The sequence below is a fragment of the Nitrospira sp. genome (assembly GCA_016715825.1).
Classification (GTDB): domain Bacteria; phylum Nitrospirota; class Nitrospiria; order Nitrospirales; family Nitrospiraceae; genus Nitrospira_D.
Genome location: JADJXO010000005.1, coordinates 39411 through 65690, shown reverse-complemented (window position 1 = coordinate 65690; position 26280 = coordinate 39411). Strand labels below are relative to the sequence as shown.

At 52.4% G+C, this 26280-nt stretch carries 22 protein-coding genes and 2 pseudogenes; 15 read left to right on the top strand and 9 right to left on the bottom strand.

Translation table 11 applies throughout. The features are described 5' to 3' along the window. The 13 genes from IPM58_12620 (at position 1) to IPM58_12560 (ending at position 12810) form a co-directional block, all read left to right on the top strand. Entirely contained in the window at positions 1-933 is a 933-nt protein-coding gene (locus IPM58_12620) for a TrbG/VirB9 family P-type conjugative transfer protein (protein MBK9307895.1), read from the top strand. A gap of 9 nt (positions 934-942) precedes the next feature. After that, on the top strand, positions 943-2349 hold the full coding sequence (gene virB10 / locus IPM58_12615; protein MBK9307894.1) for a type IV secretion system protein VirB10: 1407 nt from the start codon (positions 943-945) through the stop codon (positions 2347-2349). Then, positions 2330-3439 carry a P-type DNA transfer ATPase VirB11 gene (gene virB11 / locus IPM58_12610; protein ID MBK9307893.1) on the top strand — a complete coding sequence of 370 codons (1110 nt, stop codon included), beginning with the start codon at positions 2330-2332 and terminating at the stop codon, positions 3437-3439. Before virB10 ends, virB11 begins: the two co-directional genes overlap by 20 nt. Positions 3440-3447: 8 nt before the next feature. Then, positions 3448-5592, top strand: coding sequence for a type IV secretory system conjugative DNA transfer family protein (locus IPM58_12605; protein ID MBK9307892.1), 2145 nt, complete (start codon positions 3448-3450; stop codon positions 5590-5592). Then, positions 5589-6566, top strand: coding sequence for a hypothetical protein (locus IPM58_12600; GenBank protein MBK9307891.1), 978 nt, complete (start codon positions 5589-5591; stop codon positions 6564-6566). The genes IPM58_12605 and IPM58_12600 overlap by 4 nt, the downstream gene beginning before the upstream one ends. An 18-nt stretch (positions 6567-6584) precedes the next feature. After that, positions 6585-7688 carry a hypothetical protein gene (locus IPM58_12595; GenBank protein ID MBK9307890.1) on the top strand — a complete coding sequence of 368 codons (1104 nt, stop codon included), beginning with the start codon at positions 6585-6587 and terminating at the stop codon, positions 7686-7688. Positions 7689-7735: 47 nt separating this feature from the next. After that, complete coding sequence (locus tag IPM58_12590) at positions 7736-8014, top strand: conjugal transfer protein TrbM (protein ID MBK9307889.1); 279 nt, start codon at positions 7736-7738, stop codon at positions 8012-8014. A gap of 370 nt (positions 8015-8384) precedes the next feature. After that, the gene (locus IPM58_12585; protein ID MBK9307888.1) at positions 8385-9017 is read left to right on the top strand and encodes a hypothetical protein; all 633 of its coding nucleotides are present in this window, start codon (positions 8385-8387) and stop codon (positions 9015-9017) included. Between the two features lie 273 nt (positions 9018-9290). Beyond that, on the top strand, positions 9291-9686 hold the full coding sequence (gene mobC / locus IPM58_12580) for a plasmid mobilization relaxosome protein MobC (GenBank protein MBK9307887.1): 396 nt from the start codon (positions 9291-9293) through the stop codon (positions 9684-9686). Positions 9687-9787: 101 nt separating this feature from the next. After that, positions 9788-9994: a hypothetical protein gene (locus IPM58_12575; protein MBK9307886.1), complete on the top strand. Its 207-nt coding sequence runs from the start codon at positions 9788-9790 to the stop codon at positions 9992-9994. Between the two features lie 48 nt (positions 9995-10042). Beyond that, positions 10043-10972, top strand: coding sequence for a relaxase (locus IPM58_12570; protein ID MBK9307885.1), 930 nt, complete (start codon positions 10043-10045; stop codon positions 10970-10972). Further along, positions 10914-12149, top strand: coding sequence for an NAD(P)/FAD-dependent oxidoreductase (locus tag IPM58_12565; GenBank protein ID MBK9307884.1), 1236 nt, complete (start codon positions 10914-10916; stop codon positions 12147-12149). The genes IPM58_12570 and IPM58_12565 overlap by 59 nt, the downstream gene beginning before the upstream one ends. Before the next feature lie 94 nt (positions 12150-12243). After that, positions 12244-12810 carry a TetR/AcrR family transcriptional regulator gene (locus tag IPM58_12560; GenBank protein ID MBK9307883.1) on the top strand — a complete coding sequence of 189 codons (567 nt, stop codon included), beginning with the start codon at positions 12244-12246 and terminating at the stop codon, positions 12808-12810. Positions 12811-13224: 414 nt separating this feature from the next. Here the strand turns inward: IPM58_12560 and IPM58_12555 are convergent, their stop codons facing one another. The 5 genes and pseudogenes from IPM58_12555 to IPM58_12535 all read right to left on the bottom strand — a co-directional run bounded on the left by IPM58_12555 (position 13225) and on the right by IPM58_12535 (position 18406). Continuing rightward, positions 13225-13719: a cytochrome c gene (locus IPM58_12555; GenBank protein MBK9307882.1), complete on the bottom strand. Its 495-nt coding sequence runs from the start codon at positions 13717-13719 to the stop codon at positions 13225-13227. Positions 13720-13765: 46 nt separating this feature from the next. Then, entirely contained in the window at positions 13766-15034 is a 1269-nt protein-coding gene (soxC, locus tag IPM58_12550; protein ID MBK9307881.1) for a sulfite dehydrogenase, read from the bottom strand. A gap of 369 nt (positions 15035-15403) precedes the next feature. Continuing rightward, positions 15404-16999, bottom strand: a complete 1596-nt coding sequence (locus IPM58_12545; GenBank protein MBK9307880.1) for a hypothetical protein — start codon at positions 16997-16999, stop codon at positions 15404-15406. 121 nt (positions 17000-17120) lie between these two features. After that, positions 17121-17744: pseudogene (locus IPM58_12540) on the bottom strand (PD40 domain-containing protein). Positions 17745-18139: 395 nt separating this feature from the next. Continuing rightward, complete coding sequence (locus tag IPM58_12535) at positions 18140-18406, bottom strand: transposase (protein MBK9307879.1); 267 nt, start codon at positions 18404-18406, stop codon at positions 18140-18142. Positions 18407-18709: 303 nt separating this feature from the next. On the opposite strand from IPM58_12535, the pseudogene IPM58_12530 reads away from it, so the two are divergent. Further along, positions 18710-18952, top strand: a pseudogene (locus tag IPM58_12530) (DUF2188 domain-containing protein). 72 nt (positions 18953-19024) lie between these two features. Here IPM58_12530 and IPM58_12525 read toward each other — a convergent pair. After that, entirely contained in the window at positions 19025-20092 is a 1068-nt protein-coding gene (locus IPM58_12525; protein MBK9307878.1) for a PD40 domain-containing protein, read from the bottom strand. A 473-nt stretch (positions 20093-20565) separates the two neighbouring features. Between IPM58_12525 and IPM58_12520 the strand changes: the two genes are divergently transcribed. After that, positions 20566-21692, top strand: a protein-coding gene (locus tag IPM58_12520; protein MBK9307877.1) for an IS3 family transposase whose coding sequence is annotated in 2 segments (ribosomal slippage) — positions 20566-20818 and positions 20818-21692 — 1128 coding nt in all. Because the reading frame shifts where the segments join, the coding sequence is not laid out codon by codon here. Between the two features lie 180 nt (positions 21693-21872). Here IPM58_12520 and IPM58_12515 read toward each other — a convergent pair. The 3 genes from IPM58_12515 to IPM58_12505 form a co-directional block, all read right to left on the bottom strand. Beyond that, positions 21873-23264 carry a hypothetical protein gene (locus IPM58_12515; GenBank protein ID MBK9307876.1) on the bottom strand — a complete coding sequence of 464 codons (1392 nt, stop codon included), beginning with the start codon at positions 23262-23264 and terminating at the stop codon, positions 21873-21875. A gap of 116 nt (positions 23265-23380) precedes the next feature. Next, positions 23381-24805 (bottom strand): toll/interleukin-1 receptor domain-containing protein, encoded by a 1425-nt coding sequence (locus tag IPM58_12510; protein ID MBK9307875.1) that lies wholly within the window; start codon positions 24803-24805, stop codon positions 23381-23383. A 5-nt stretch (positions 24806-24810) separates the two neighbouring features. Continuing rightward, on the bottom strand, positions 24811-26160 hold the full coding sequence (locus tag IPM58_12505) for a hypothetical protein (GenBank protein ID MBK9307874.1): 1350 nt from the start codon (positions 26158-26160) through the stop codon (positions 24811-24813). Between the last annotated feature and the right edge of the window lie 120 nt (positions 26161-26280).

The window sequence follows — 26280 nt, the reverse complement described above, 5'->3', positions numbered from 1 at the left end:
ATGGTCATGGATGGCATGAAACGACACAGACGGTCGATCACGGCATGGTTCATCGTTGTCCTACTTTGTTCCGGAGCGTCATCGGAGGCAGCGGAGGTACCGGAGCCGAGCGACGGAGATCAACGAGTCCGTTATATCACCTATCAGCGGGATGAAGTGACCCGCGTGACCGTGCGTCGCGGTGTCGTCACGCGCATTGTGCTGGGAGACGACGAACGCATCGCCATCGCCGGCAGCGGCTTTCTCGGGGACTGTGCGAAAGAGGAAGCAGAATGGTGCATCAGAGCCGATGTCGGGACGAATCAAGTCTGGATCAAGCCCAAAGACCATGCGACGCACAATAATCTGGAAATCCGCACAGACAAGCGGGACTACAGTCTGGAGTTCACCGTCGTAGGAGACCATCGCCTCGGACGGAAGCAGAACGCCGCACAAGGGCAACGCAGAAAAGACGAGCCGATGTACCGCGTGATCTTCCGTTATCCGCTGGTGCCCGCAAACCCTGCCGCCCTGACGGCGACGCACGTCTCGGCCCACCGCGCAAGGCAAGCACGCGAGAAGGCCGACCTCCTCGCGGAGCGACTGAACGCGTTTACACCCGAACCGCGCAATTGGTCCTATTCCATGGAAGTGCTTCCGGGAGGAGAGGATGTCTCACCCGCTCTGGTATTCGATGACGGCCGCTTCACCTATTTTCTGTTCCCACCCAATCGCGAGGTACCCGCCATCTTCTACATCTCGCCGTTGGGCGAAGAAACCCGCATCAATTTCCACATGGAGAAGGACCTCGCGGTGGTGCAGCGGATGGGGCGGCAGTTTGTGTTGCGCTTGGGCGATGCGGTGGTGGGAATCTGGAATGATGCCTACGACAAGACAGGGGTGCCCGCTATCGAGGGTACAACGATCTCCGGAATTACTCGAACGCTACGTTGAGAAACGAACATGGATCAACCACAAAAGTCACGAGAACGAGCTGAGGAGAATACACCCGCTGCGAATGGAATCGTATCGGTCAACCGTCACGCCAGTGGGAGGAACGAGATAGCGATGCGCATGGTGTTTCTGGTCGTGATGGTCATCGTGGTCGTGATAGGGCTCGTGTTCGCGGCCAATACCTGGAGTGCAAAGCGGAAGGCAGGCGCCACACAAGAGGAACGGGCGGCGAAGATTGAGAACAAGCCGGCGCAAGTTGGACTGAAGCGGGTCTTCGAAGCCGATCCCCTTCCACTTCAACCCACCACAGCATTCGTGCAGTCGACCAGCAAGTCCCCCCTCGCGTCCACAGGCCGCGCGACGCAGTCGCCCCTCGACCGCGACATTTATGACGGGAACCGACCAATAGCACTCGCTCCTGACACGATACAAGGCAACCCATCACGTAACAGACGCGCTCCCAGTCGGTTCGGTGGAGAGGTGATTGTGACGAACACCCTTGCCTCGGACAATCCCAGAACTCAACAAGGGGGAGCCGGACCAGATGCAGCGATCTCTTTGGTACGCGATCTTCTCAATGGCGTCAGACAGGGCGACTCAATGGGGGCTGGGAGCATGGCGGGCAGCCCAGCGATTCCTGTGGGCACGGCGGTAGACACAAGTAACTTATCGCCATCGTCGGTTGGGTACATGGGTGGACCCAGCGGTCCTTCGATTGGAGTGACAAACGTCGGTCTCGCGGCTCCACCCAGTCCTGCGGCGAGCGGAGCCGGTCCCATTGGTGGGCTCCTGACACCATCCGATACACCGAAAGTCCAAGCCGGGCTCTTGGGAGATCGGAACTTGATCTTGCCGAAGGGACGCACCATCGACTGTGCCTTAACGGTGCGAGTGATCAATGAAGTCGCCGGTATGGCGACCTGTATCTTGAACAGCGATGTGTACAGCGACAACGGTCGCGTCGTCCTTTTAGAACGAGGATCGGAAGCGGTCGGCGAATATGCCGCCACGATGGCCCAAGGGCAGCGCCGTCTCTTTCTCCTCTGGACGAGAGTCAAGACTCCGATGGGAGTCGTCATCAATCTCAATTCTCCGGCAGCCGATGCACTCGGCACCTCAGGACTAACAGGAATCATTGATAACCATTGGTGGGATCGGCTGGGCGCAGCCTTTCTCCTCTCGCTCGTGCAAGACGGGATCGGATTAGCTACCGCGACGCAGGCCGGTGGTGGAGGCGCTCAGAGCCTCGGGATTTATCAACATTCCGCCACGACAGGGAACCGCATGGCGGAACTGATCCTCCAGTCAACCATCAACATCAAACCCACGCTCTACAAGAATCAGGGCGATCGCGGGACCATTTTTGTCGCGCGTGATCTGGATTTCAGTACCGTCTATGAACTGCATCCCCACTGACCTGCTCGCGCACGATACGATGGTGCGCGAGTTGTTGCGGCCCTTGCTTCGGTACCTCGCACTGCCCGGCGCGACGGAGATCGTGGTCAATCGACCACAGGAAGTCTATATCGAGATCGGTGCCACCTGGCAGCATCACCTCGCCCCGGACCTGACTCTGGATCGACTCACCGCGCTCGCCACGGCAATCGCGACTGCGACTGAGCAGGAAATCGGACCACACCACCCCATTCTCTCGGCCATGTTGCCCGATGGGGAACGGGTGCAAATTGTGCTGCCGCCTGCGGTGGAACTAGGAACCGTATCGATCTCGATCCGGCGACCTAGCGCATGGATCAAGACCCTCGACGAGTACGACGCGGAAGGAGCCTTCAACCGCTATGTGTGGGCCAAGGCAGTGACGTTGGATGATCGCGCCGCCGAGCTCGATCCAGTCGAACATCAGTTGGCGGACTATCTGTCCACTCGCCAATTGAGCTCATTCATCCGGACAGCGGTGCGGGCTAAGAAAAACATTGCTGTCGTGGGGGATACAGGTTCGGGGAAAACCACGCTCATGAAATCGATCTGTCAGGCGGTTCCGGAACAGGAACGGCTGATCACGATCGAAGATGTGCGCGAATTGTTGCTGCCCAAGCACGGCAACCGGGTGCATCTTTTATACGCGAAAGGGGGACAGGGGGCTGCAACGGTGACTCCTGCAGAGTTGATCGCTTCCACACTCCGGATGAAGCCTGATCGAGTCTTACTCGCCGAGTTGCGCGGGGGAGAAGCGTTCGACTTCCTGAAGCTCCTCACCACCGGCCACAGTGGATCGATCACCTCCTATCACGCGGAGTCCTGCGCCCTCGCGGCCGAACGCTATGTCTTCATGTGCAAAGAGCACGAACAGGCGGCGACCTACGATGTGCCAACCCTCAAGCGCCTGGTGGCCCTGACCATCGACGTGATTCTCCATGTGGTCGCACAGAATCACTATGACGAGGATGGTCGGCCTATCGGTAAAGATCGTTACGTGGCGGAAGTGCACTATGACCCGATCGCGAAACTCGAGGCGCGATTCGGAGAAGCCACCCTAATGAAGGCGTAGAGGAACCCATGTCACGCCGTCATTTGCGGATAGTCGCGGTGTTGCTGATGTATGTCCCGCTTGGGCTCTGCGGAGCAGATGCCGTCGCCGGTGCCATCTTCACGCTCGCCAACAAACACATGCCAGAAGATCTCTCCCTAAGCAGCTGGCCAGCCTCCTGGCGAGCCTATGCAAAGGATCCAATTCAGCGGAAGCGGCTGCAATTCTCCGCCGCAGTCGGAGGATTCGTGGGATTCGGCTTCCCCGCCTTACTCGTATTGTCTGTGACCAATCGGCGCAAACCACTCCATGGCGAGGCGCGGTTCGCATCGAATGATGAGATTCAACAGGCCGGGCTCTATGGAGAGCGTGGTGTGATCGTTGGGAAGGTGGGGAGGCAATACTTGGTCTACGGGGGTCAGGAATTCGTGTTGCTAGCGGCGCCGACTCGATCGGGGAAAGGTGTGAGCATCGTGCTCCCGAACCTGCTCCACTACGATGAGTCGGTCGTGGTCTTGGACATTAAAATGGAGAACTTCGCCTACACGTCCAAATTCCGACAGGCGCACGGACAGCATGTCTACCTCTTCAATCCTTTTGGCGCGGACGGCCAGACCCATCGCTGGAACCCACTGGATGCGGTCGATCGCGATCCGAATCGGCGCGTGGGGGAAATACAAGCCATCGGGCAAGTGCTCTATCCGACGGAGCAGATCAAGGAGGCGTTTTGGAACGAATCCGCCCGGAATCTCTTCCTCGGACTGACACTCTACGTGATGGAAACCCCGTCCTTACCCTGCAGTCTCGGTGAAGTGCTTCGGCAGGCCTCCGGCAAGGGTCAGCCGATCAATGACTATTTGCATGATCTCATCAACACTCGGGCCAAGAGCGACGCCCCATTGAGCGACGACTGTACGGCGGCGCTATACCGGTTCTGTGCTACTAGCGAAAATACCATGGCGGGGATTCTCGCAACCCTGACCGCTCCGCTCACAATCTTTAGCAATCCCATCCTCGATGCGGCAACGAGTGCAACGGACTTTGACTTAAAACAAGTGCGCGCGCAGCGCATGTCGATCTATGTGGGCATTCCGGCCAATCGCCTCAGCGACGCGGCGTTACTGGTGAACCTGTTTTTCTCACAACTGGTTCATTACAACACCGTCGACTTACCCGCGACGAACTCCCGGTTGAAGCATCAATGTCTCGTGATCCTGGATGAGTTCCCTGCCCTCGGGCGGGTCAACATTCTGGCCAAGGCCGTCGGCTTCATGGCCGGTTACAATCTGCGTCTACTCCCTATCATTCAAAGTCTGTCGCAGCTCGAGTCGGTCTATGGTGATAAGGATGCGCGGACCTTCGTAACGAACCATGCTTGTCAGATCCTGTTTGCGCCTCGCGAACAGAGAGACGCGCAGCATTATTCCCAGATGCTCGGCACCTATACGGCCGACGCCATCTCAACCGGGACGAGCCGACCACTCGCCTGGGGCAATGGCAAGCACGCATCATCCAGCTCCACCCGCTCGGAACAGGCGCGGCCTCTTTTATTGCCTCAGGAGGTGAAGGAACTCGCAGTCGAGCGGGCAATCATCAACTTGATGCATACGAAACCGATCCTCTGCGACAAGGCTCGATTTTATGCCGATCCGGTCTTCATCGATCGATTGAAGCGCATCAGTCCGTTTCTTGCTTCCATCGGGAAACGGCTGCCGACCCAGATTGAACTCGAAGAAGCAGCCTTCATACACCGGGAGCTATCCGTAGAGATTCCCACGCTCGATTTGGAACTCCATCGTGCCAAAGTCGAACGGCGAGTACGGCCCCTACAACCGAATGAGCCGATTGACGTGTCGAAGCTCGCTATTGATCTGACCGCACTGCCGCCGGTCGTGCCGCACGACCCACCGACGCTCGAAGAAGTGAACAATTTGGTTGATGCCTTTGTGGTTCAGCTGCAATGGACCGACAAGGCCCAGACGAATGCCAGTGGTGCGGAACGTGAACACGGTGCAATGACTGTCGAGCAGGAGCTGCGACTGGGAGCAACGAGCCAATGTTCGGGAAAGGCGAGTGCCATGAGCGAAGAAAGAGAAGCTCATAGAATAGAAAAAATGAACGATAAACTTGCTCGATCTTTAGTGGATCGAGACAGGGAAGAGAGAGATGTATGACGACATTCGTGAAACGCCCGGCACGATTTCAGATTTTTGTAATTCTTCTCGCCTGCTCCGCGACGCTGGCGTGTGCGCAGAAGTCTGTGGTGCCTTCCGGTACATCTCGCGTGCCCATCAACAGTGACGAGATTATTCAGCAGTATCGCGAACGGATGAAGAGCGACCAGCGTGAGAAACAGGAGCGAAGTCTTCTGACGAGGCAGCTGGAAAGTCTCACCCAGCAGGTCCATGAGCTAAGTACCTCGCTAACGCTCATGCAACTGCAACATCAAGAGATGGCGAAAGGCAAATCCCAATCTGGCTCAAAAGTCACGGCGTCCGCTCTCACGACCAATCCCCTTTCGTCAGCATGGAAAGATCCACTGACAAGTACTCCTACATCGTCCAAGGGCGATACGTCCCCAACTGCGTCTGATCAGATCTTGTCCCAGACCAGGACGGCGCAAAGTGAAGACGAGCGATCGACAGTAACAGGACCAGCTTGCAGAATCGGGCCATCAAGAGCGCCTTCCCCTTCCCTTCCACCTCAGAATGTAGACGAGCAGACCGACTCGTGGAGACCACGCGTCATTGAATTGAGTGAGCGGGAACAGGTCGAATTGCATCGCGACAGTATCATTTTCCGTGTGTCGGAACGGGTCGGACGGTCTGAGTTTCTTCCCAGTAAGCAGCTGCAATCCCACTTGAAACACATCCTAAAGCGTGGCCCTTGCTTACACGTGCGTGGATATACGGACGGAGACAAGGATCGGTGGATTGAACGTGAGACGGCGAAGCAGCGGGCATATAAGGCCCGTGCCTATCTCGCCGCACACGGTTATGCCCCAAACATCATCGAGATCACCATCGTCCCGATCGGACAACATGTCGCGGACAATGCAACGAAGAAAGGTCGAGCGAAGAACCGACGGGTGGAGATTGAAGTGAAGGAACCCAATCCGGCGTCCATCTGGCCGCAATGGTATGGCTAGGAGAGAGGAAGGAACACCATGAATGAAATAGGCGTGAGTGAAGAGCAGGCAGCCAAGCGGACTGACGAGACGAAGCCTACGGACTCAACTCAAGACCAGGGCGCTGAACAACTCCGATTCTATCAGCGGCGTGACGCCGCCGAATCCTTGCGAAAGCGATTTATCGAAGCCGGCGAGCAGTTTTATTACCGTACCGCACTCGGCGAGCCGACAAAGATTGCCTTTACTGATCAGGGGAGGCGCTTGGTCACGGAACATGACGACCCAAGTGTGATTCAAGGAATGATACTTCGTGCGAAAGCTAAGGGCTGGACCACTATGCGGCTGAACGGCACCGTCGAGTTCAAAACGGAAGCATGGGTGCAAGCAACAATCGCCGGACTTGATGTGGACGGTTATACGCCGCGTGGAATCGACCTAGCGCGAGCACAAGACCGCACGGATCTTCGCCCGCTTCGTGACAAGACAGTAGACAACCAGGTCGATCGCACTGCCCTCCATGACCGGACAGTGGAGGATCATGTCAAAACACCGGATAAGGTCTTGAACGCCAGTCAACAGGTTGCGGTGGCAACACTCGAAGCCATCCTGCGCGCTCGTGGAGATTCACCAACTATGATCGCTGCAGCTATCGAGGAAGCAAAGGAGCGCTTCCAGGGTGAGCGAGTCGTGGTAGGTACGGTTGTTGACCACGGAATCGACCATTACGACCATGATGCTCGGAATACCAAGAGCTATTTTGTGAAGGTCAGGACAGACCGTGGAGAACGAGAGATCTGGGGCATCAACCTAGGCCGCTCGTTTGAACAGGGGAAGGTGCAACGGGGTGATGCGGTCGCACTGGTACAACAGGCACATGAGCAAGTGCTAGTGAAGGCTCCAATAAGGGATGGTTCAGGCACATCAATCGGAATGGCTTCACAACCAGCGACTCGCAATCAATGGGATGTCCTGAGACTCGACTCTTTCGGAGTTCGTGAACAGCAGCAACTGAGCGAGGCGGTGAGTGCCGCCATGCAGGAACCGGTTGTGCCTCGCTTCGATCATACAGTCGCGCGGACCGCTAGCACACAGAATGTCACGCGGAGCCCTGCCTTGGAGCGGACGCGAGCTGGCCGTTGATTTAAGGCATCGAGAACATTCAATCGGAGCATACGGAGGAAAGCCACATGCATTGGTGGAAGAGACGCAAATGGATCATGATCCTTGTGGGAGTGAGTATCCTCGCCATCACCCATGAGGCGCAAGCACAAACTTCGCCTAAACCGTCCTTCTTGGAAGGCGATGCCAAGCTAGCCTGTGAATGTCTCCTGTGCTTGTCGGCAGGACCGCAGGCGCCGAGTGAATGCCAAAGTGCCTTGATGAAATTCTACTTGATACAAGGGACGAGTCCGTTCCAAACGTTAGTGAAGCGGCGCAACTTCTTGCAGCTTTGCCCGAAGAATTAAGCTCTCCGCAGCATGTCAGGCTTGAGCGATGGCACAGTGCATGTGGACATGATACGCCAGATTTGTTCTCATTAACAACAAACTTCTCTCCCCAGATGCTTAGTTCTTGCTCACTATGATGCGGAACATAAGTTAAATATAATATTATTTATACTACATTAGTATAACTATACTAAGTCTCTCCCCACTTGTGTACAGCCTCTCCTACCTCAAGGGAATAGTTTTAAGAGCTGACCTTCCTCATAACTACCACCGCGCCACTCGCTTCCTGCGTCTCCTGTCTGGGCAACCACATGGAGCATAGGGCCGCTCATGTGGCTTGAGGACTTTCAAATTAACACGGACCAGATGAAAGGAAGGACGGACCACTATGCAAAAGGATCGATTGGCGACGCTCACAATGGACATTGTTGTAAACCATCCGGCGAAATACACAGCACTCGACGCCGTCTGTTCAAGACTGAGTCCCTGGGCACGCTCCGAGTGGGACCAAGCACGCAAAGGTGTGTCCATAACAAAACGAGCGGCACGGCTCGGTCACTCAATTCGCGAGCAACGTCGCTGCGACGAAAGTCTCATCGAACACATCTTCGCTGCTCTTGATGGACGGTCCGGTGTAGTGCTCGATGCAACCTATTGCTTCATGACACAGCGGATGCTTGATCGGAAGACGGGACGCCGCCTCCCTTCTGATGAAGTGCGGCGGTTTGCGTCACAACCCATCGCAAGTCTGTTGCTCAGCACTCGCGCGCAGCAGGATCTGAAACAGCGAGGAGTCGACACGATCGGCGACCTTCTCCCCCATGCCTATGAATGGTTATCACCAAAGCGGTTAGCACCAGGCAAACCGGTGATGAACGTGCGGCGTTCTGTCCGACGTTGCCTACGAATCCTTGGCTTGGAGATCGTCTTTCCTGAGATCAGACATGGGGAGATCTATTGCCCCTGCTGTGCGCACACTGAAACGGATGTCATGAAGATTGTGGCGTTGGTGGGTGTGTGATCTAGAAGAAAGGCTATGATCCAAGGAATCATGGCCCTTGAACGAAAAAACGAATTAGAGTCATACCATGCGTTGCATCCGGGTGGGCCGGAAGGCGCGCCCGGCTGGAGAAAGTTCGAACCCAGCGACGCCTTTAGATACCGAAAATTTATTTAAAACGCTAGAGGAATGGAACCACCATCTTAATGCCCAGGCCTCCCTTTCCCAGACACCCTATGCATGAGCGGTATAAAGGACTTACAGGCGGGTCCGCCGCTGTCCGGGGTGTTCCAGATGGGTGCAAGACCAGGCCGATCACAGCCCAATTCAGACAAACGACCCCCGCCATTCTCCCTCCGTCTCACCTTCGAGGAGCGGGCAAGGCTGGAACGAGACGCCGGAGACATGCCGCTTGGAGCCTATATCCGATCCAGGCTGTTCGATGAACCTGCCCCTCACCGGGCTGCAAGGAGAGCCAAGCGCCCTGTTAAGGATCATCAGGCACTCGCCAGCGTCCTAGCAGAACTCGGTAAAAGCCGGATCGCCAATAACCTGAACCAACTCGCCAAGGCCGCGAACAGCGGCTCCCTCCCTCTCACGCTGGAGACCGAGAAATCGTTGCAGGAAGCCTGTGCCGGGGTTCAATGGCTGCGGATGGCCCTCATGCAAGCGCTCGGCTTACATCCATGATCCTAAAAGGCAACCAACGCGGTGGTGGAAAGCAGCCCGCGGCTCACCTGATGAAGGTAGAGGATAACGAGCATGTCCATATCCATGAGCTGCGTGGTTTCATGTCCGACAATTTACATTCTGCGTTGCATGAAGCCTATGCGGTCAGCCGTGGTACACGCGCGACGCAATTCCTGTTTTCGTTGAGCCTGAATCCGCCGCCAAACGAGAAAGTCTCGGTCGATGAGTTTGAGGCGGCTATAACAACCATCGAACAGAAACTTGGCCTCGATAACCAACCCCGAGCCATCGTGTTCCATGAAAAGTAAGGCCGACGACACGCGCATGTCGTGTGGTCCAGGATCGATTGCGAGGAGATGAAGGCCATCAATCTCCCCTTCTACAAAATAAAGCTGCGCGATGTGTCGCGCGAGTTGTTCTACGAACATGGCTGGAAGATGCCGCAAGGTCTGCTGGATGGTAATAACCGGGACCCGCTGAATTATTCCCTGCGCGAATGGCAGCAAGCGAAACGCCAGGGCGAAGACCCCAAAGCACTTCAATCGATGTTTCACAACTGCTGGGCGGTATCGGATAACCGGTCATCGTTCGAGCAAGCCTTGCAGCATTATGGCCTGCATCTGGCCAAAGGGGATCGGCGCGGTTATGTGGCCATCGATTATCGCGGAGAAGTGTATTCCTTATCCCGTTGGCTAAAAGTCAAAACCAAAGCGCTACAAGAACGCCTAGGCCCTGCGGAAGTCCTTCCCGGCACTCATGAGATCAAAGCGAGGATTGCCGAGCGCATGACCGACAGATTGAAGACCTATATCCAGGAGAATCAAATCTGTCTAAAAAAACAGATTCAACCCTTCATCCAAAAGAAGCGTAGCCTGCAGCATCAGCATCAAAACGAGCGAAGCCAGTTACAGCAGAAGCAGGAAAATCGTTGGCAACAAGAATCCCTTGAACGTTCGCAAAAATTACCGAAGGGCTTCAAGGGGATTTGGTTTCGGATAACCGGGAAGTACTCAAAAATCCGGGAACATAATGAACGCGAAACGGAAAACTGCCGTGTTCGAGACAAAGGCGAAATGCAATCGCTTATTGATCAACAGCTTACTCATCGTCAAAGGCTGCAACAGCAAATTCAGCCAGTGATAGAAGATCATAAACAGAAAGTTCATGAGCTCAGGAAAGAGATCGCCAAGTACGTAGAGATGGGTGGAACACCTCCCAAATCGCCTCATGAAACATTTACGCCACGTCAAAAGCATCGCGATATCGATTACACACCAGAACTCTAGCGTGCAACTTCTAGATGTAACAGTAATCGGTGCCGGCCCGGCAGGTTTATCAACTGCCTATGAGCTGAAAAAAGCAGGGCTAATACCATTAGTATTGGAACGTACGCCTGCTGTTGGGGATGTCTGGCGTAATCATTACGATGGTTTGCGCCTGAACACGGGTCGTTTCTTTTCAGCTCTGCCAGGCAGTGTATTTCCACGATCTGCTGGGGCATGGCCTGCGCGTGATGAGGTCGTGCGTCTGCTTGAAACCTTTCCTGCTCAAGGTGATTTCATTGTGCAAACCGGGATCGATATCGAGAAAGTCAACTATGACCATGATCGTGATATCTGGTTGGCTACAAGCAGCAACGGGAATCAATTTAAATCCCGTGCTGTTGTCATGGCAATCGGAACTTGCCGTATTCCGAAGATTCCTGAATGGGAAGGAAGAGAAACTTTTCCAGGGAAAATAATTCATTCTTCAACATTCAAACGTGCACAAGATTACGTGGGAAAACGCGTGCTCGTGATCGGTAGCGGTAATTCTGCAGCTGAAATCGCCTGCAGACTGACTGAATATGCAAACTCAGTAACGATGTCGATTAGAACACCACCGTACATTTTGCCCAAAAGCATTTGTGGTATCCCGTTTGTAGGCTGGGGAATATGGCTGAAACATTTACCCAATAATTTGATAGATATGTTGCTGAGCCTTGTGCAACGCAGAATGATAGGCGATTTGACAGCATATGGTCTTCCATTTCCATCCATGCCTCTCACCGAACAATATGCAACCAATAATGTAGTACCGATTTTGTATGGTCCTTTCGCTGGTAATGTTCGCAGTGCCCGAATCAAGATCGTTGGTCCGATACAGAAAATATCGGGTCGGGCCGTACATGTGTTACGTGCTGTCGGAGTCACGCGGAACGATGATAATGCAATGATAACCTTGGAACCTGAAGTCATCGTTGCTGGAACCGGTTTCCGTACCGGGATTCCTGAGCTGGTTCAGATACCAAACATTACTGACGAGAAAGGCAGACCGGAAATTTCTGGGGATCAGGGATTTGATGGAGCACCTCGTCTTTATTTTATTGGACAAATCAATCCACTCAGTGGCCAGTTACGGGAAATTCGTATTGAAGCTGGCAAAATCGCCAAAAGAATCAGGAGACAACTTGGAACGAAATAGAGTACATGTATTTTTATTTCAATAGCCTAGCTGAAGACCAAGGATCATCTAAATATGAAGACCAATATCGGTATGTCGGATTAGCTTAACGATAATGCCCAGGAAAATATCAGTAGAGCAAAAACTACTGCGGACGGCCCGTCGTTTGTTCTGCCAGGTAGGTATTCATGCAACAGGGATTGCTAGGATTATTGAAGAATCCGGTGTATCCCGGCGCAGTCTCTATACCCACTATGGTTCGAAAGAGAACTTACTCAAGGCTGTATTTGAGGAGGAAGCAGGTATATGGTATCGCTGGTTCAACTCCGATCTGCCGGCTATGGAATGCTCATCGGTCGACCGTGTTCTGGCACTGTTTGATTTGATGCGAGTCTGGTTCGATAGTGATGGTTTTTATGGCTGTGTGTTTATTAATGCTGTGGCAGAACATGAAAAGAGCAATAGCTGGATACAGGAAGTCGCCAACCATCACAGAGAGAAAATTAGCGCCAAGCTTCAGGCAATGGTGGCGGAAAGTGGTGTAAGGGACCCGGGGATGGTAACGAAGAAACTGAATCTGCTGATCGACGGGGCTATCGTGACGGCAATGATTACCGGTAGTAGCAAAATAGCACGTATAGGCCAGCTAGCTGCTCAGGATATTTTACAAAAAACACAATAAATCTGTATTGCCGAGGTGCTCTGGTAATAGTGTAAATCGTCTTGAGCTGGACGCCATGCTACTACGCCTATTAATAGCGCCTACTGATGAATTCCAAGCCTTAATCGATTCCAGACATCCAGAATCGATTCTGACAGCAACCGTTTAAGTTGGACATTCTCTGATTCCAGTTTTTTCAAGCGCTTCATCGAGCATTCCCATCCCGCTAGACTTCGCTCAAGATGATGGAAAAAGGTGGTCGGCCCCCGGATTTTTGAACCACATTAACGGAGAGTTTCCGGCATAATTCAGCCCCTTGAGGGGGGGCAGGTCACTCATCCACCGAGTACTTGCTAGGAACGTGGACTATGCCGTTTTTCGAATGCGTTTGAGATGCCATCGCTCTCCCCCTCCACGCCAATGATCCGTAGCTGGCTAGCGCACATCGGGTCTCGGGTCACGAATAAAACCGTTCCGGTTCGGCATCTGCACCTTTGGGAGCGTTTGTGCGTCGATCACCGCCTCTTCCGCGATGATCTGATTCTGAAACAGAAGCCAGGCAATCACCGAGTAGACTTCATCCGGCGTGAGAGACTGTGGTGCGGGAAAGGGCATAGCCCTATAGATGTAGTCATATAAGGTCGTCGCATAGGGCCAGTAACTGCCGATGGTCTTGATCGGCTGGGGAGTCGCAAGCGTGTTCTGACCGCCGACCAGCTTATCTTTCGGCCCCTCCACTCCGGTCGGACCATGACAGGCTGCGCATTTAGCGGCGAACACCTGAGATCCCTGCTTCACCGTTCCTTTTCCCGGAGGCAATCCTTCCCCTGTGGGAGACACATCAATATTCCACGCTCGGATGTCTTCTTCGGTCGCCAAACGGCCGATCCCCTGCGTGCCCACATCCTCAGCGGACCAACCGGGAATCATGTAACCGAGAACAAGGGCCACGAGGCCCAGGCTAAGCCCGAGGCGCTTATGCATAGATATTCCGAACCAATCCATCGCGCTCTACCTTCCAGCTTTGAATCGCGTTGTAGTGATAGAACGAATTGGTTCCGCGCACCTTCACGAGATCCTGTCGTGATGGTTGGACATACCCCGTCTCATCGACACACCGACTTTGCAAGATCGCCTCTTGGCCGGTCCATCGCCAGGGAAAACGGAATCGGGTGTGACATTTCGGGAGCACCGGCTCCTGGAGCTGAGCAGTTTGCCAAGCTCGTCCGCCATCCACGCTGATCTCGACTTTCGCCACGTGTCCCCGCCCGCTCCAGGCCAGACCGCTGATTTCATGAAAACCGGGATGAATGTGTTGTCGGCCTGACGGATAGGTGATGACCGACTTGGCATCCATCACCAGCGTAAATTGATAGGCCTTCCCATCCGGCATTAGCTCAGTATACTTAGCCGTTTCCCAGCGCGTCATGAACGGCGCGGTTCCCAGTTTCAGCCGGCGGAGCCACTTCACGTTGATGTTGCCTTCGAACCCCGGCAGGAAAAGCCGCAGCGGATATCCCTGCTCAGGCCGTAATGCCTCGCCATTCTGGCCGTAGCAAATCATCGCCTCCTGCAGGACTTCCTCTGTGAGAGGAACGCTGCGATCTAGACCGGCTGCATCGCTGCCTTCCGCCAGCATCCACTGGGCATTACGACGCATGCCGGCCGCCTCGAGGAGGGTCGAGAGTTTGACGCCGGTCCATTCGCTGGTGCTGGTCATTCCGTGAGTGTCCTGGACCGTCACGTCCTGCGCCTCCCGCCATCCACGCCAGGTATTCCCGGAACATTCCAGGAATGCGATCCGTGAGACGGCAGGCAAACGGTGCAGGTCCTCGAGGGTGAAGTTCAACGGCTTGTCCACCAGCCCATGAATCAACAAACGATGGCGGGTTGGATCGATGGCAGGGACGCCGTTATGGTGCCGTTCGAAATGTAGCGAGGACGGTGTCATGATCCCATGGAGGTCTTGAAGCGGTGTCATTGAGTAGAAGTTGTTCGGGGCATTGGCGCCCCATCCGTGAGGTACTCCCAGCCCGGCTCCGCCCAAACGCTGCTGTTTCTCAAAGGGCGATCGTTCACCATAGGGGCGAGGTAATGCCCCAGGTACCCGCATGGGGTCATCCGATGGCATGGGCTCTTCGGCATGCACGGAAGGCATGACAAGACCGGCTGCTGCCAATCCCATGAAACCCGCGCTTTGCCGCAAGAACCTTCGTCGGTTTATTTTCTTTAGACCTTCATTCATAAAAGCTTCCTTTCGGACATCCTTCTTGAAGGGCGCTAGATTTTGGGATCATCCGGTCACAACCGTTGCCTTAGGTCTTTACGCTTTCAGAGCTCGAATTGTGCATCGAGTGATCTACGTACAAAGAGCAACTTTCATGAATAATCGAGCACTATGTAAACCCAGTTACCGCGCTTACTTTATAGCCCTCTTAGTCAGCCGCGGACCACTTGCAGCGCCAGTAGTTATTTTGCCGGACAGCGATGTAACTAGCTTTAGACAACGCGCGTCTGACTGTGATGGAAATGGCAGCATAATTCCCCGATCAGACACAAACAGACAAGCCTGATGAAATTTGCGAAAATTGTTAAAGTTTCAGCTACTTTGTAGCTACGGCTGGCTGGAATCCTCCTGCAACTGTCGGTATTGCTGCTCATAATAACGAGCTTTAACCTGATTGCCTGCTTCTTTGGCTGCCTGGATCGCTTGCAAAATTGCATTGCGGCGATTGGGCGTGAGTTTCAGCGATGCTTCCAGTTCTTCCAATGCGGCTTCTGGTTGTTTCAGCATCAGCAACATTTCGCCGAGCAGTTCCCGTGCCGGAATGATGACACCGGGAGTGACGTTGTCTTTCTCGGTCGCGTTTTCCAGATCAGCTGATGCACGCATCAGTTGCAATGCCTCATCGATCCGATTCTTGGCTGCTGCGATCCAGGCGGCAACGGCCAGGCGCTGGATTTCAATTTGTTCGGCGTAGTAGTCCTGATGCGCTGTCCGATCAAGATCACGTAGTACCTCAAGTCGTTTCAGGTGTTTGTCTGCTTTCGCAATATTACCGGTTCTCGCAGCGCCGATACCTTTGGCAAAATGAGTCAACGCTTCACACCAGCCAAATTGCTGCCATGGAAAATCTGTCGGATAAATCTGGAGGTTTGCAGCTTCCTGCCAGTTACTGCGCTCGACAGCATAGCGTGCCGGAATGGCAGCATAGGCATAGGCTGTAACAGTATTTTGCGGCTGTATGTTATCGGTAGCTAATACCTGTTGCACAATGGCGTGAGCTTTTTCTGTTTCACCCAGCTGCAGGTAAGCGTAAAGCAGATAGTCCACAAAGTGGATACGCTCATTCCAGTAGTCGGCGGATGTGCCATGCTGTCGGTCATGATCCAGCGCAATCTGATAGGCTGCCAGATCGGATTTGATCGCTTCCTGCCACAAACCCAGCCGAATGAAAATGTGGGATGGCATGTGCAGTGCATGCGGTACGGCGGGAGCGATTCTGGCATAAGTTCGTGCGGCATCCAGCCCAAGATGCGCGAGTCCTGGGTAATCAGTATTGTGAATGATGTAGTGAATTACACCGGGATGTTGTGGCTCATTTTTCATGACCTGTTGCAGTAACCGCAGGGCTTGCTTCTGTTTGGTAAAGCTTTTGTCATTGTAGGAAACACCGGAAAGCAGTGATAGTGCATAAAAAACAGTGGCTTCATTATCCGGATACTGTTGGTAGATTCGCTCCATAGCCTGCCGATAGGCTTGTCTCCGGGTGTGGTAGCTATTGTCGTTGTTACTAGCTGGATATAAGGTGGCGATTGCATCCAGGTAAGCCTGTTCCCGGGCGGATTTGATCGTCAGACTTCGTGCCTTTTCGACAGCAGCGCGTCCTCTTTGTGCTTCATCTGGTGTTGGTGTGGTTGCCCATATCTGTTGGTAAAGACTCATTGCAATACCCCAATAACCCATGGCGCAGTCGGGATCGGTAACTGTAACCTGATGAAAAGCTTTTTCCGCTTCGCTATACCAGAATGAATGCAGCATTGCGACTGCCTGATCGAATTGTGCTTGCGCAGCAGGGGTGCAGGAGATCGGGAAATGGACAGATCCCAATTGTTTCTGATCATGTGTCCTCATGTGATGAGAATTGCTATCTGCAAGTGCCAAACTGGTAGGCAGAGAGAAAAGCAGTGCGCAGATATAAATGCGTATTGATCTCATTACCATGTGCCTCCTGGTTATGTCGTTTGATTTCTGAACTGTTTCAGATGATCCATGCGGGACTAAGCCAGAGCGGTCTTCCCTGATTTTTTAATACTTGGCTAGAAAATACAGATTTACTGAGGACACCCGGCTGGCTGTAGTTGAAATTAATCAGGCTGTCAGAAACGATGATCGGACAATGCGCTTCCGCAATCGGGGTATTGATACTGGGAAGTTCCGGAACATCGTTCCACTTTTTGGCCGACTGCCATCCACCTTTCACTTTCTGAACGACATAAAGATCACCTGGCAGCAGATTACCCGGTTCATATCGTGTGAAATAGATGACATTACCATCATCTGAAAAACTGGGTTCCAGCTCCCAGGCTGCTGTATTGATATTGGGTCTTACGGTCGGATCCATATCAGAACCGAGATGAGCCGGTTCCTGCCATACACCATCCACCTTGTGCGCCATCCAGATATCGAAATTGAAGGGAGTGCCGGATGATTCGATACTGCCCTTGCCGGTTGACACGAAAATGGCTGTGTTGCCATCTGCGCTGTAGGTGATTTCTATTTCTGAGCCGGGCAAATTGATCGGTGCTCCCATATCTTTCGATGCAGCCGGTGGCTCAGTCGCTTTACGGCCTTCGGTTCCGTGCATACTCGGCATGGCGTGAGACAGATCACTTGTCAACAATAAAACTGGTAATAATGTGGAACACAATTTCATAACAGAGCTGGCTTTCATTCTGTTTCTCCACTTTCTTAGATAAAAGTAGACCGATCGTTCTCTTTTATATAATGGGAAGGTACACGATGAATTACCAGCATGTCAAGCTGAAACAATTGAGAGGTGATGTAAAACCTTACAGGACTCTCTCCGTAATCCCTTAAGGGAGCTAAGCTGACGAGGTTATAAAACTAATTGAGAAGGCCGGGATGCGGGTTTTCTGTGAGGTGGCATTTCTTATCGCGAGCGTGATGCGAATCTATAACTTGCCGTGATTGCCACTGTTCGTGGCTACCGTTTACTGCCAACAAGCTTATCAATGCTGAGTACCATGCTGACCTGCCCCCTGTGGTTGTACTATTCCCTATGTGGCTAGGCGCACCGTTGGTCGGCCCTCGATTTCTGTACCAAAGTTAAGGAGAGTCTCCAGCGGTGATGACAGGGTCACGGAGCAGATTCTCCGCGGCCCGCTTGGCAAATTCGGCTGGGGTCTGATCCTGGAGTGCCCGGTGTGGGCGACTCTCATTGTATTCCCACCGCCAGGCTTCAATCCGTGCTTGGGCTTCATCAAGCGACTCGAACCAGTGTACGTTGAGACATTCCCGTCGAAACGTCGCATTGAAGGATTCTACATGGGCGTTGTCCGTGGGCTGTCCGGGTCGTGAGCAATCGATGTGCATGTGGTGCTGATAGGCCCAAAGATCGACCAGTTGACTGCAAAATTCGCTGCCATGATCGCAGAAGAGCCGCCTGGGCTTCTCCGGCTAATCGTCAGCGGGAAGGCGCTCAGTTTTAGGGTTTTTCCGAGTATTGGCCAAGTTCTGTATCCGATAGGGTATGAATCGAACGGGGCAGTGGAAATATTTTGAACGGGTGGCGGAAACGCTATCAGGAACAGAATATAAAAACTGCGGTGTTCAACTAAGCTCCGCCCTCGGAAGAGGACGGGGCTTTCTTTTTGTCGCTGACCAAAGGAGGGGCCGATGGCTAAGAATGATCGCTTCGTCGTCAAGCATCATGAGGGCTGAGCGGTGAAAAAAACTAAGGCGGGACGATCAAGCTCCTTTCACTCTACGCAGAAAGAAGCTGAGAAGCGGGCCAAGGAGATTGTTGATAATCTAGGAGGAGGCGAAGTCCGTATTCAAGGTAGAGGTGGCTCTTTCAGGGATTCCGACACGATGGGCCGGGGCAATGATCCCAACCCACCGCGTGATCGTAAACACTGATCGAGGAAAGAAGAACATCCTGCCATTGCCACTATCGCCATGCTGTGCGAATTTCCTCCTGTTTCATATTGGTCATTTGCTATTGGCGGCCTTCTCTTTGCCGGAGGCTAGCAGATTTGGTGGTGGTCCAATCGGCTCGAAATTCCTCAGCAGAGGCACATCATCTTTGCGAACTGACATAATATCGTGATTAAAGGAACCGTAGGGTCCATGACTGCCGACAAATGTTTTCCCATCAGGCGTAAAGGTCCAACACATGTCCTCACCGGCTGTGTTAAGGGTATCACCAAGATTCAACGGCTCCTGCCATGTGCCTTGTGAATTCTGATAAGAAATCCACATATCATGCCCTCCCCGCGAACCCATGTCAGTGCGCGTACTGGTCACGATGAGGCTCTTCCCATCTTTTGACAAACCGGTCCAGTGCATGTGGTCACGGTAAGGGGAATTAATTCGTGGTCCAAGGCTCTCTGGCTTCTGCCATACACCATTCTTCTTTTCGACTTTCCAGATATCACTGTCTTGCGTGACTCCCGGTTGCTGATAGTTGAAGTAAATTAGACTGTCGGAGGCAATAATCGGGCAGTGCTCCTCCCCGGTTGGAGTATTGAGGTGGGGAAGTTCCGGGACATCATTCCAGTTCTTCGCCGGTTGCCAGACACCATTGAGTTTCTGAGTTACATAGAGGTCGCCGGTCGAGAGGTTGCCCGGTTCATATCTCGTGAAATAAATAACATTCCCGTCCTCCGAGAGACTTGGTTCCAACTCCCACGCAGACGTATTGATGTTTGGCCCAACGGTGGGATCAATATTCGATCCCAAATGAACCGGGGCCTGCCAGATCCCGTCCATCTTGTGAGACATCCAAATGTCGAAGCTATAAGGACTTCCTGGTGAGGGAATACTTCCCTGACGCCCAGAGACAAAGATGACGGTATTCCCATCGGCGCTATAAGTCATCTCAACTTCAGCTTCCGATGAGTTGATTGGCTCCCCTACACTTTTTTGAAGTGAGGAGGACATTTGCCCACTTTCTCCATGGGACATCTCCATGCCTGACATCGCATGGGTAAGGCTAGGAGAAAGCAGCACTGTGAGCGCTACCAAACCTAAATAAAAAAGATGTACATTCGTTTTCATGTGACTCCCCATTGTGATATCGCAACTTAAAATGTGGAACACAATTTCATAACAGAGCTGGCTTTCATTCTGTTTCTCCACTTTCTTAGATAAAAGTAGACCGATCGTTCTCTTTTATATAATGGGAAGGTACACGATGAATTACCAGCATGTCAAGCTGAAACAATTGAGAGGTGATGTAAAACCTTACAGGACTCTCTCCGTAATCCCTTAAGGGAGCTAAGCTGACGAGGTTATAAAACTAATTGAGAAGGCCGGGATGCGGGTTTTCTGTGAGGTGGCATTTCTTATCGCGAGCGTGATGCGAATCTATAACTTGCCGTGATTGCCACTGTTCGTGGCTACCGTTTACTGCCAACAAGCTTATCAATGCTGAGTACCATGCTGACCTGTGACGTCCTCCCGAAAAACTGGACCAGCGACAACTGGAAAACTTGGCTACTCTGCAGCCCTTTCACCAAGGAGGGCGCGCGATGAAAAAGAGTCGATTTTCGGAAGAGCAGATTGCCACGACCTTGCGGCAAGTGGATGCGGGGGTCCCGGTTGCGGAGGTGACCCGCGCCTTGGGGGTCAGTGAGCAAACGTACTATCTCTGGCGAAAAAAGTATGGGCAGATGGCGATGGCCGAAATTCGGCGGCTGCGGCAGCTGGAGGAAGAGAATCGGAAATTGAAACAATTGGTGGCCGATTTGACGCTTGATAAAGTCATGCTGCAGGAGGTGCTCATAAAAAAGCTGTAACGCCTGCACGCCAACGGGAACGGGTGCGGCACTTGATTGGCACCTTCCCGATCAGTGAGCGAGCCGCGTGCAGGCTCGTGCGATGCAATCGATCGACCTGGCTCTACCGGGCCCATCGGCGCGAGGATACCGCCCTTCGCCAGCGGTTGCGAGAGTTGGCCCAAGCTCGTCCACGCTTTGGGTATGCCCGGCTCCATGTGTTGCTCCGACGGGAGGGTTGGATAGTGAATAAAAAACGGGTACATCGCATCTATCGCGAAGAAGGGCTGGCCGTACGATTGACTCGGCGGCGGAAGCGAGCCAGCCACTTGCGGGTGGTCCCGCCATCCCCCAGTCAGAAGAATGAGCGGTGGAGTATGGATTTTGTCGCCGACACATTGCTCGATGGGCGGCGGTTTCGTGCCTTGACCGTCGTGGATAACTGGAGTCGCCATAGTCAATTAATTGAGGTGGATTTCACCCTCACGGGAACCAAGGTCGTGATGGCCTTGGAGCGCATCACCAAACGGAGCGGGTACCCTCACATGATCACCGTCGACAACGGCAGTGAATTCGCCTCGAAGGCGCTCGATGCCTGGGCCTATGCCCACGGTGTGAAGCTGGATTTCATTCGGCCCGGCAAACCCGTGGAGAACGCGGTGATTGAGAGTTTCAACGGGCGCTTCCGCGACGAGTGTTTGAACACTCATGTGTTTGTCTCACTGCATGATGCCCGACAGAAGATTGAAGCATGGCGGATCGACTACAATGAGCATCGGCCGCATGGCTCTCTGGGGGATCTCACGCCCCGAGAATTTGCTGAGCAAGCGGTCAAGACCGGGTTGCAGGAGGTACCGAATTTCCAGCTCCCCGCGGTCTAGTTTTTGGGGAGGGGTCAAGCGCCAGCCAGCCTAACGCTCTCCCTGGCCTACTTTTCGGGTTTTGGGTCACCTAGTCACATAGGGAATGGCACAACCACAGGGGGCAGGTCACATTCGCCACTGACAGTGGAGTCATTGGCTGAAAGAAGAGTCATTAACATTCGCGGTCTACGAACATCCTTAGATGTAATACTTAAAAGGCAGGGGCGGGAGCTCTCCCAATGGACCAGCCGTCAGTATCTCGCCGACTGAATCAGCAAATTTGAGGGTGACCGGCTCACCATCTGCAAAGATGCAGGCATTGTAATTTAGTTTCGTCAGCGCCATGATGTCATTAAGTACGGTTTCAATTGCGACTTTCCCGCGACAGACATCGACCAGAAGTGGCTTGGGAACCTCTCTCCCCGGGTAAGTCTGTAGCCTTGGCGTGAAGCCTTTTGTCCAAACGAAAGCTGTTCGATCATCTCGGACAAAGGCCACGCCACGCAAAACAGGATGCTTGCCCTTTCTGAACAGTTTGATGTCACCGGTGTCGCGGATTCTCACTCCAACTAAATTGGTTGCTGATCCAACCCCGCTTTCAAAACCCTCCCACTCTTCATCGTTAAATCGCACCTTGCCGTGCAGAAAGAGTTCTTTGGGAGGGGCTCCTTGTTTCTGAGCATATGAGTTGACAGCGAGTTGTATTAGCTCACGTGCTGCTTCTTTCTTAAGATGAAAGCCCCCTTTGCCTGGACGGTGCCAAGGTCCAACAGCCCCTTTAAAAACCACGCCATCTCCAGAATCCAAAAACATCTGCGCGGCACAGCACGATGAGCCAGGCTCTGCGTTCTTGTCATCCTGCTTAAAGACTAGACCGACGTAGCAAACACCATCCCGAATACTTCCAATCTTCCACGGACGCCCTCCAGCTTTGTAAAAAGCGGTGGTCGCAATATTCCATGCAATGGCTGACTCGAGTTCTTCTAGGTTGCGATTGGGAACACCAAACTTATTAAGGAATTCCCGATGCGCAATCGTGCTTTCTTGCAGAATTTGAATTGGTGCATCATATTCAAGCAATCTGGCTTTCAATTGATTATGAAAGTTAACCTCGTATGCATACGGCACGGCAGCAATGTTGTGTTCCTCAAACAAAGAAGGGAATGACTGGAGTGACTTGGCATATGCTACCGGCAGTTTTGATTGGGCCACAATTTGAAGCCCAGTTTCCACAGACGACATGGGACGACAATACCGTTTAACTTCATCCGGAATCACAACAAACCAAAGATCAACCTTGGTATCCTCCTGCCGAATCGCTTCGATAATTCGTCGGGCATAGACATCCACCGTTTTAAAAACCCGCTGATACTTATCGTCAAGATAAAGAGACGCTTTCAGCTCCACCTCAGAAATTTCGATAGCTATCTGGGGTTCAGGCACCCAGGGGATCCGAAATGCTGCTTCGATCCCGGGGAAAGGAGGACGTGCAGTTCGTCCTTTGGACGAGGCGATGGGTCCCTGGATCTTCCGGACCCAATTCTTGTATCGCTTAATCCCATCTTTTGTTCCAATTACTCCGGCGCGAATCCCATAGGGCTTACCTTCGTCAAGAGGTCCAAATAGACTCAGACCATCTCTTGGATCCTCCATTGATTGCCCATACTTGAAGAGAAGCCCAGGCTCATTGATTTTAATAAGATCCATTAATTCGATTCCTGATCTGAATTCTTTGGCTGATCCTCGGTTAAAAGAGAATCGTTATCAGCATCCTCTTCCTCGTCGGCCATCTCATCAAGCGCTTCAAGTTCAGTATCAGGATCCTGATAAGACACAGGACTATTGAACCCTATTGGTTCCGTCGCAATTGCCATAAATGAGTCAGATCCTACAGAAATACTAATTTCTGAATTACCAGAACTAAGCCAAGCCATAGCTGCAAGCATTCTGTCCCGCCAGTCGTCATTCCACCAGTCCTTGCATTGGCTCCGTCGAGCGCTATGAAGCACCCGCTTGTTCTCCAGAACTAAGGATCCATCCTTGGTGAACACCACGTGTGCTTTTATTGCGAACGCTGGAGTAGGATGAACAAGAGGAGCAGCTGACAGTCCAAAATGCCATAGCCTTCTGTATTCATCCTCACTGGCAGTAGCCTTAACCGTTTTATAGCCTATGAGATTTCTCGACGCCTTTTTCCCCGACATGCCTGTAAACGACACAACTCCGTCACCAAGTTGCACTTTAGTTGGATAGATACACTTCGACCCATTTGCAAGGAGGTAAAAGGATAGTCCATTATCTCTAATGCATTTCTCCCACGATTGGGACAGTAGTCGTGACACAAAGCTTTTTATGTCCCTGGTGCTACAAAACCCCAGGGATTCCCGACCGCTCAGTACGCCTTCAATTGAATAAGACTTGCTCTCCGTAATGACAATAGAGTCTCCCAGCCGCCCGATGAAATCCTTAGCTGGAGCAAACGACATCAGGATATGCTCGTGCTGAAATCCTGGATAAGGAAGTTCTGATTGAATTTCAATCTTTCCCATTTGAGTTCGAGATAGGTAATGGCAAAAGAGAATTGAGGGACGAATCTGTATGGGGAACCAATTTGAAAGGTACTGCTCGCACTCATTTTGCACACTTTGCGATGCACCAAAATGCTCGCGCCACCAAGTGGCAACAGCAGAGGGAGAGAAGTTTGAACTATGCGCCACCCCATCACGATCCAGTTTTCCTAGAAGGTCTTTGAGCCCACCTGCCCATCCTTTATTGAAGGGGATAGCATTAAGCCGAGCTAACTGAATGCTGAATTCTCGAGGAGGCAACTCATCAATAAGAACTGGAATGATGAAATCCTGAAACTTTTTATCCCGTGAAACATTGGCCGCGACCTGCAGCTCTTGAAGAGGACCATCTTTTGCATTCGATGTCTTAGAGAGCACGTACACAAACTTTACCGTTCTTTCTCGTATCGCCTGTTCAATGTCCTTCCAAAAGTCCTCCCCACCTAGCAGTTTGGTAAGATCGCACCAGACAGGAAATCCGGCCTTTGCTACTTGCAGTGCAAGCCAAAGCGTGAAGTCATTGTCCTCAGCATTTGCATGGCTGATAAACACCATGTCACGCATACACTTTAACTCCGGCTCCGACGCTCGCTAATCCAAGGCCTATAAAAATTCCAGAATGAGTTCGCCAAAACGGGATCGCTGACCATTATCCGGTAGGTGCAATTGGTCCGTTCCTCCACTAGGCGAAGACTCCCGCTGTTATCCCTTTCGATTCTAAGTGCCAACCTGTTTGTCACAATCTGCCTCATGATATGAGCACATTCTGTCAAAGTGCGAACAACCAACACCCCATTTGCCACTCCTGTATCGAGGTTGACCTGTATACCAAGTGGATGCTTTTCTTTGAGGAGACCTGCTTTCCGTTCAAATTGTTCCCCATCGAGCCTAACCAACTCATCTTGCAGACGACTACGATCCCATTCTTTCATGGCTTCACCTTCGCCAATCAGGCTCTTCGCATGACGTTCCACCAGCTTGGATCTGTAATAATCTTCCTCGGAACAGGCATGAATTACGCTGTGGATTCGGGCCACATCCTGACACAATTCATGATAACGCGATTCGTTATCCTTTATTTGCGGCACATAGACGATTACTGGTTTACCTTGAGCCAGTGTGACCGCAAGCTCAGAGTCCTTCCCCAGGGTTTCTGTAGTTTGGGCACAATAGACCGTGCATTTGGCTCGACGAAGCATCAGACTTTCGACCAGCCCTTTTTCTATGCGATCCTCACAAAACGACTGGGTAGGGTCAAAATATCTAAGTTTCAAATCAGCCAACTCTGGCTTTTCGAAAAGCCGTTTGGTGACGGTGCCGACAAAATAGAAGTCTTCGATGTCCCTCATGGAAGTCGCAACATACACGTCCATTTCATCGCTACAGAGGTAGACGTGAAGATTATCCCGCCCTACCTCCCGCACCTGCTTCATGCGAGTTTTTCTGTCTTCGTCATGCCCCTTTTCGATGGCGTCTCCAGTTACATGCCCAAGAAAATAGGTTTCTTTCGGATCAATCGAGGCTACTGAACGCAACGGCTGTGGCCGTTGATTGAAAAGGGTTTCATCAATTGGACTCAGGTCTTTCAACTCTTGTTCAAGCTCGCTTGTTCTCATCTGGCACAAGGCTTTGAAGCCAAACTTGATATTTCCGTATTTAAGTAATGCCACTTTTTGAAAACTTTCAATGCCAAGCTCAAACTCTTCCCGCGTCACTCCCTTTGCAGCAGCCCCTGCAGAAAAGAATCGATCAAAGAAATCGCTCGTCACAGTCTCATATGCGAAAGCAAGAAGGATTTCATTTAGTTGGCTTACTCCGATCTTGTGTCTTGCCCAAAAATCATTTTGATCGAGATCGTCAAGAAAGCATCTGGGGGCGGAGCTGTCGTGCCCGGTGAGCTTTGCAATGAGCGTCCTCATATGTATGCCCCTCCACTTATCCTTCGCTTATGTTTTCTACCAATCGAACAAAATTGATATTGGTCATCAGAATACTTCCACTCCCAAACGAAGTCACCTTCTGTTTAATTACCAGAGTTT

Bases quoted from the DNA above. Each gene is read 5' to 3' on its own strand.
- mobC (MBK9307887.1), top strand. From the start codon at position 9,291: ATGGGTGCAAGACCAGGCCGATCACAGCCCAATTCAGACAAACGACCC.
- IPM58_12575 (MBK9307886.1), top strand. From the start codon at position 9,788: ATGTCCGACAATTTACATTCTGCGTTGCATGAAGCCTATGCGGTCAGC.
- virB10 (MBK9307894.1), top strand. From the start codon at position 943: ATGGATCAACCACAAAAGTCACGAGAACGAGCTGAGGAGAATACACCC.
- IPM58_12535 (MBK9307879.1), bottom strand. From the start codon at position 18,406: ATGCACATCGATTGCTCACGACCCGGACAGCCCACGGACAACGCCCAT.
- IPM58_12600 (MBK9307891.1), top strand. From the start codon at position 5,589: ATGACGACATTCGTGAAACGCCCGGCACGATTTCAGATTTTTGTAATT.
- virB11 (MBK9307893.1), top strand. From the start codon at position 2,330: ATGAACTGCATCCCCACTGACCTGCTCGCGCACGATACGATGGTGCGC.
- IPM58_12565 (MBK9307884.1), top strand. From the start codon at position 10,914: ATGAAACATTTACGCCACGTCAAAAGCATCGCGATATCGATTACACAC.
- IPM58_12595 (MBK9307890.1), top strand. From the start codon at position 6,585: ATGAATGAAATAGGCGTGAGTGAAGAGCAGGCAGCCAAGCGGACTGAC.
- IPM58_12605 (MBK9307892.1), top strand. From the start codon at position 3,448: ATGTCACGCCGTCATTTGCGGATAGTCGCGGTGTTGCTGATGTATGTC.
- IPM58_12590 (MBK9307889.1), top strand. From the start codon at position 7,736: ATGCATTGGTGGAAGAGACGCAAATGGATCATGATCCTTGTGGGAGTG.
- IPM58_12525 (MBK9307878.1), bottom strand. From the start codon at position 20,092: ATGAAAACGAATGTACATCTTTTTTATTTAGGTTTGGTAGCGCTCACA.
- IPM58_12505 (MBK9307874.1), bottom strand. From the start codon at position 26,160: ATGAGGACGCTCATTGCAAAGCTCACCGGGCACGACAGCTCCGCCCCC.
- IPM58_12560 (MBK9307883.1), top strand. From the start codon at position 12,244: ATGCCCAGGAAAATATCAGTAGAGCAAAAACTACTGCGGACGGCCCGT.
- IPM58_12570 (MBK9307885.1), top strand. From the start codon at position 10,043: ATGAAGGCCATCAATCTCCCCTTCTACAAAATAAAGCTGCGCGATGTG.
- IPM58_12510 (MBK9307875.1), bottom strand. From the start codon at position 24,805: ATGCGTGACATGGTGTTTATCAGCCATGCAAATGCTGAGGACAATGAC.
- IPM58_12555 (MBK9307882.1), bottom strand. From the start codon at position 13,719: ATGATTCCCGGTTGGTCCGCTGAGGATGTGGGCACGCAGGGGATCGGC.
- IPM58_12620 (MBK9307895.1), top strand. From the start codon at position 1: ATGGTCATGGATGGCATGAAACGACACAGACGGTCGATCACGGCATGG.
- IPM58_12585 (MBK9307888.1), top strand. From the start codon at position 8,385: ATGCAAAAGGATCGATTGGCGACGCTCACAATGGACATTGTTGTAAAC.
- soxC (MBK9307881.1), bottom strand. From the start codon at position 15,034: ATGAATGAAGGTCTAAAGAAAATAAACCGACGAAGGTTCTTGCGGCAA.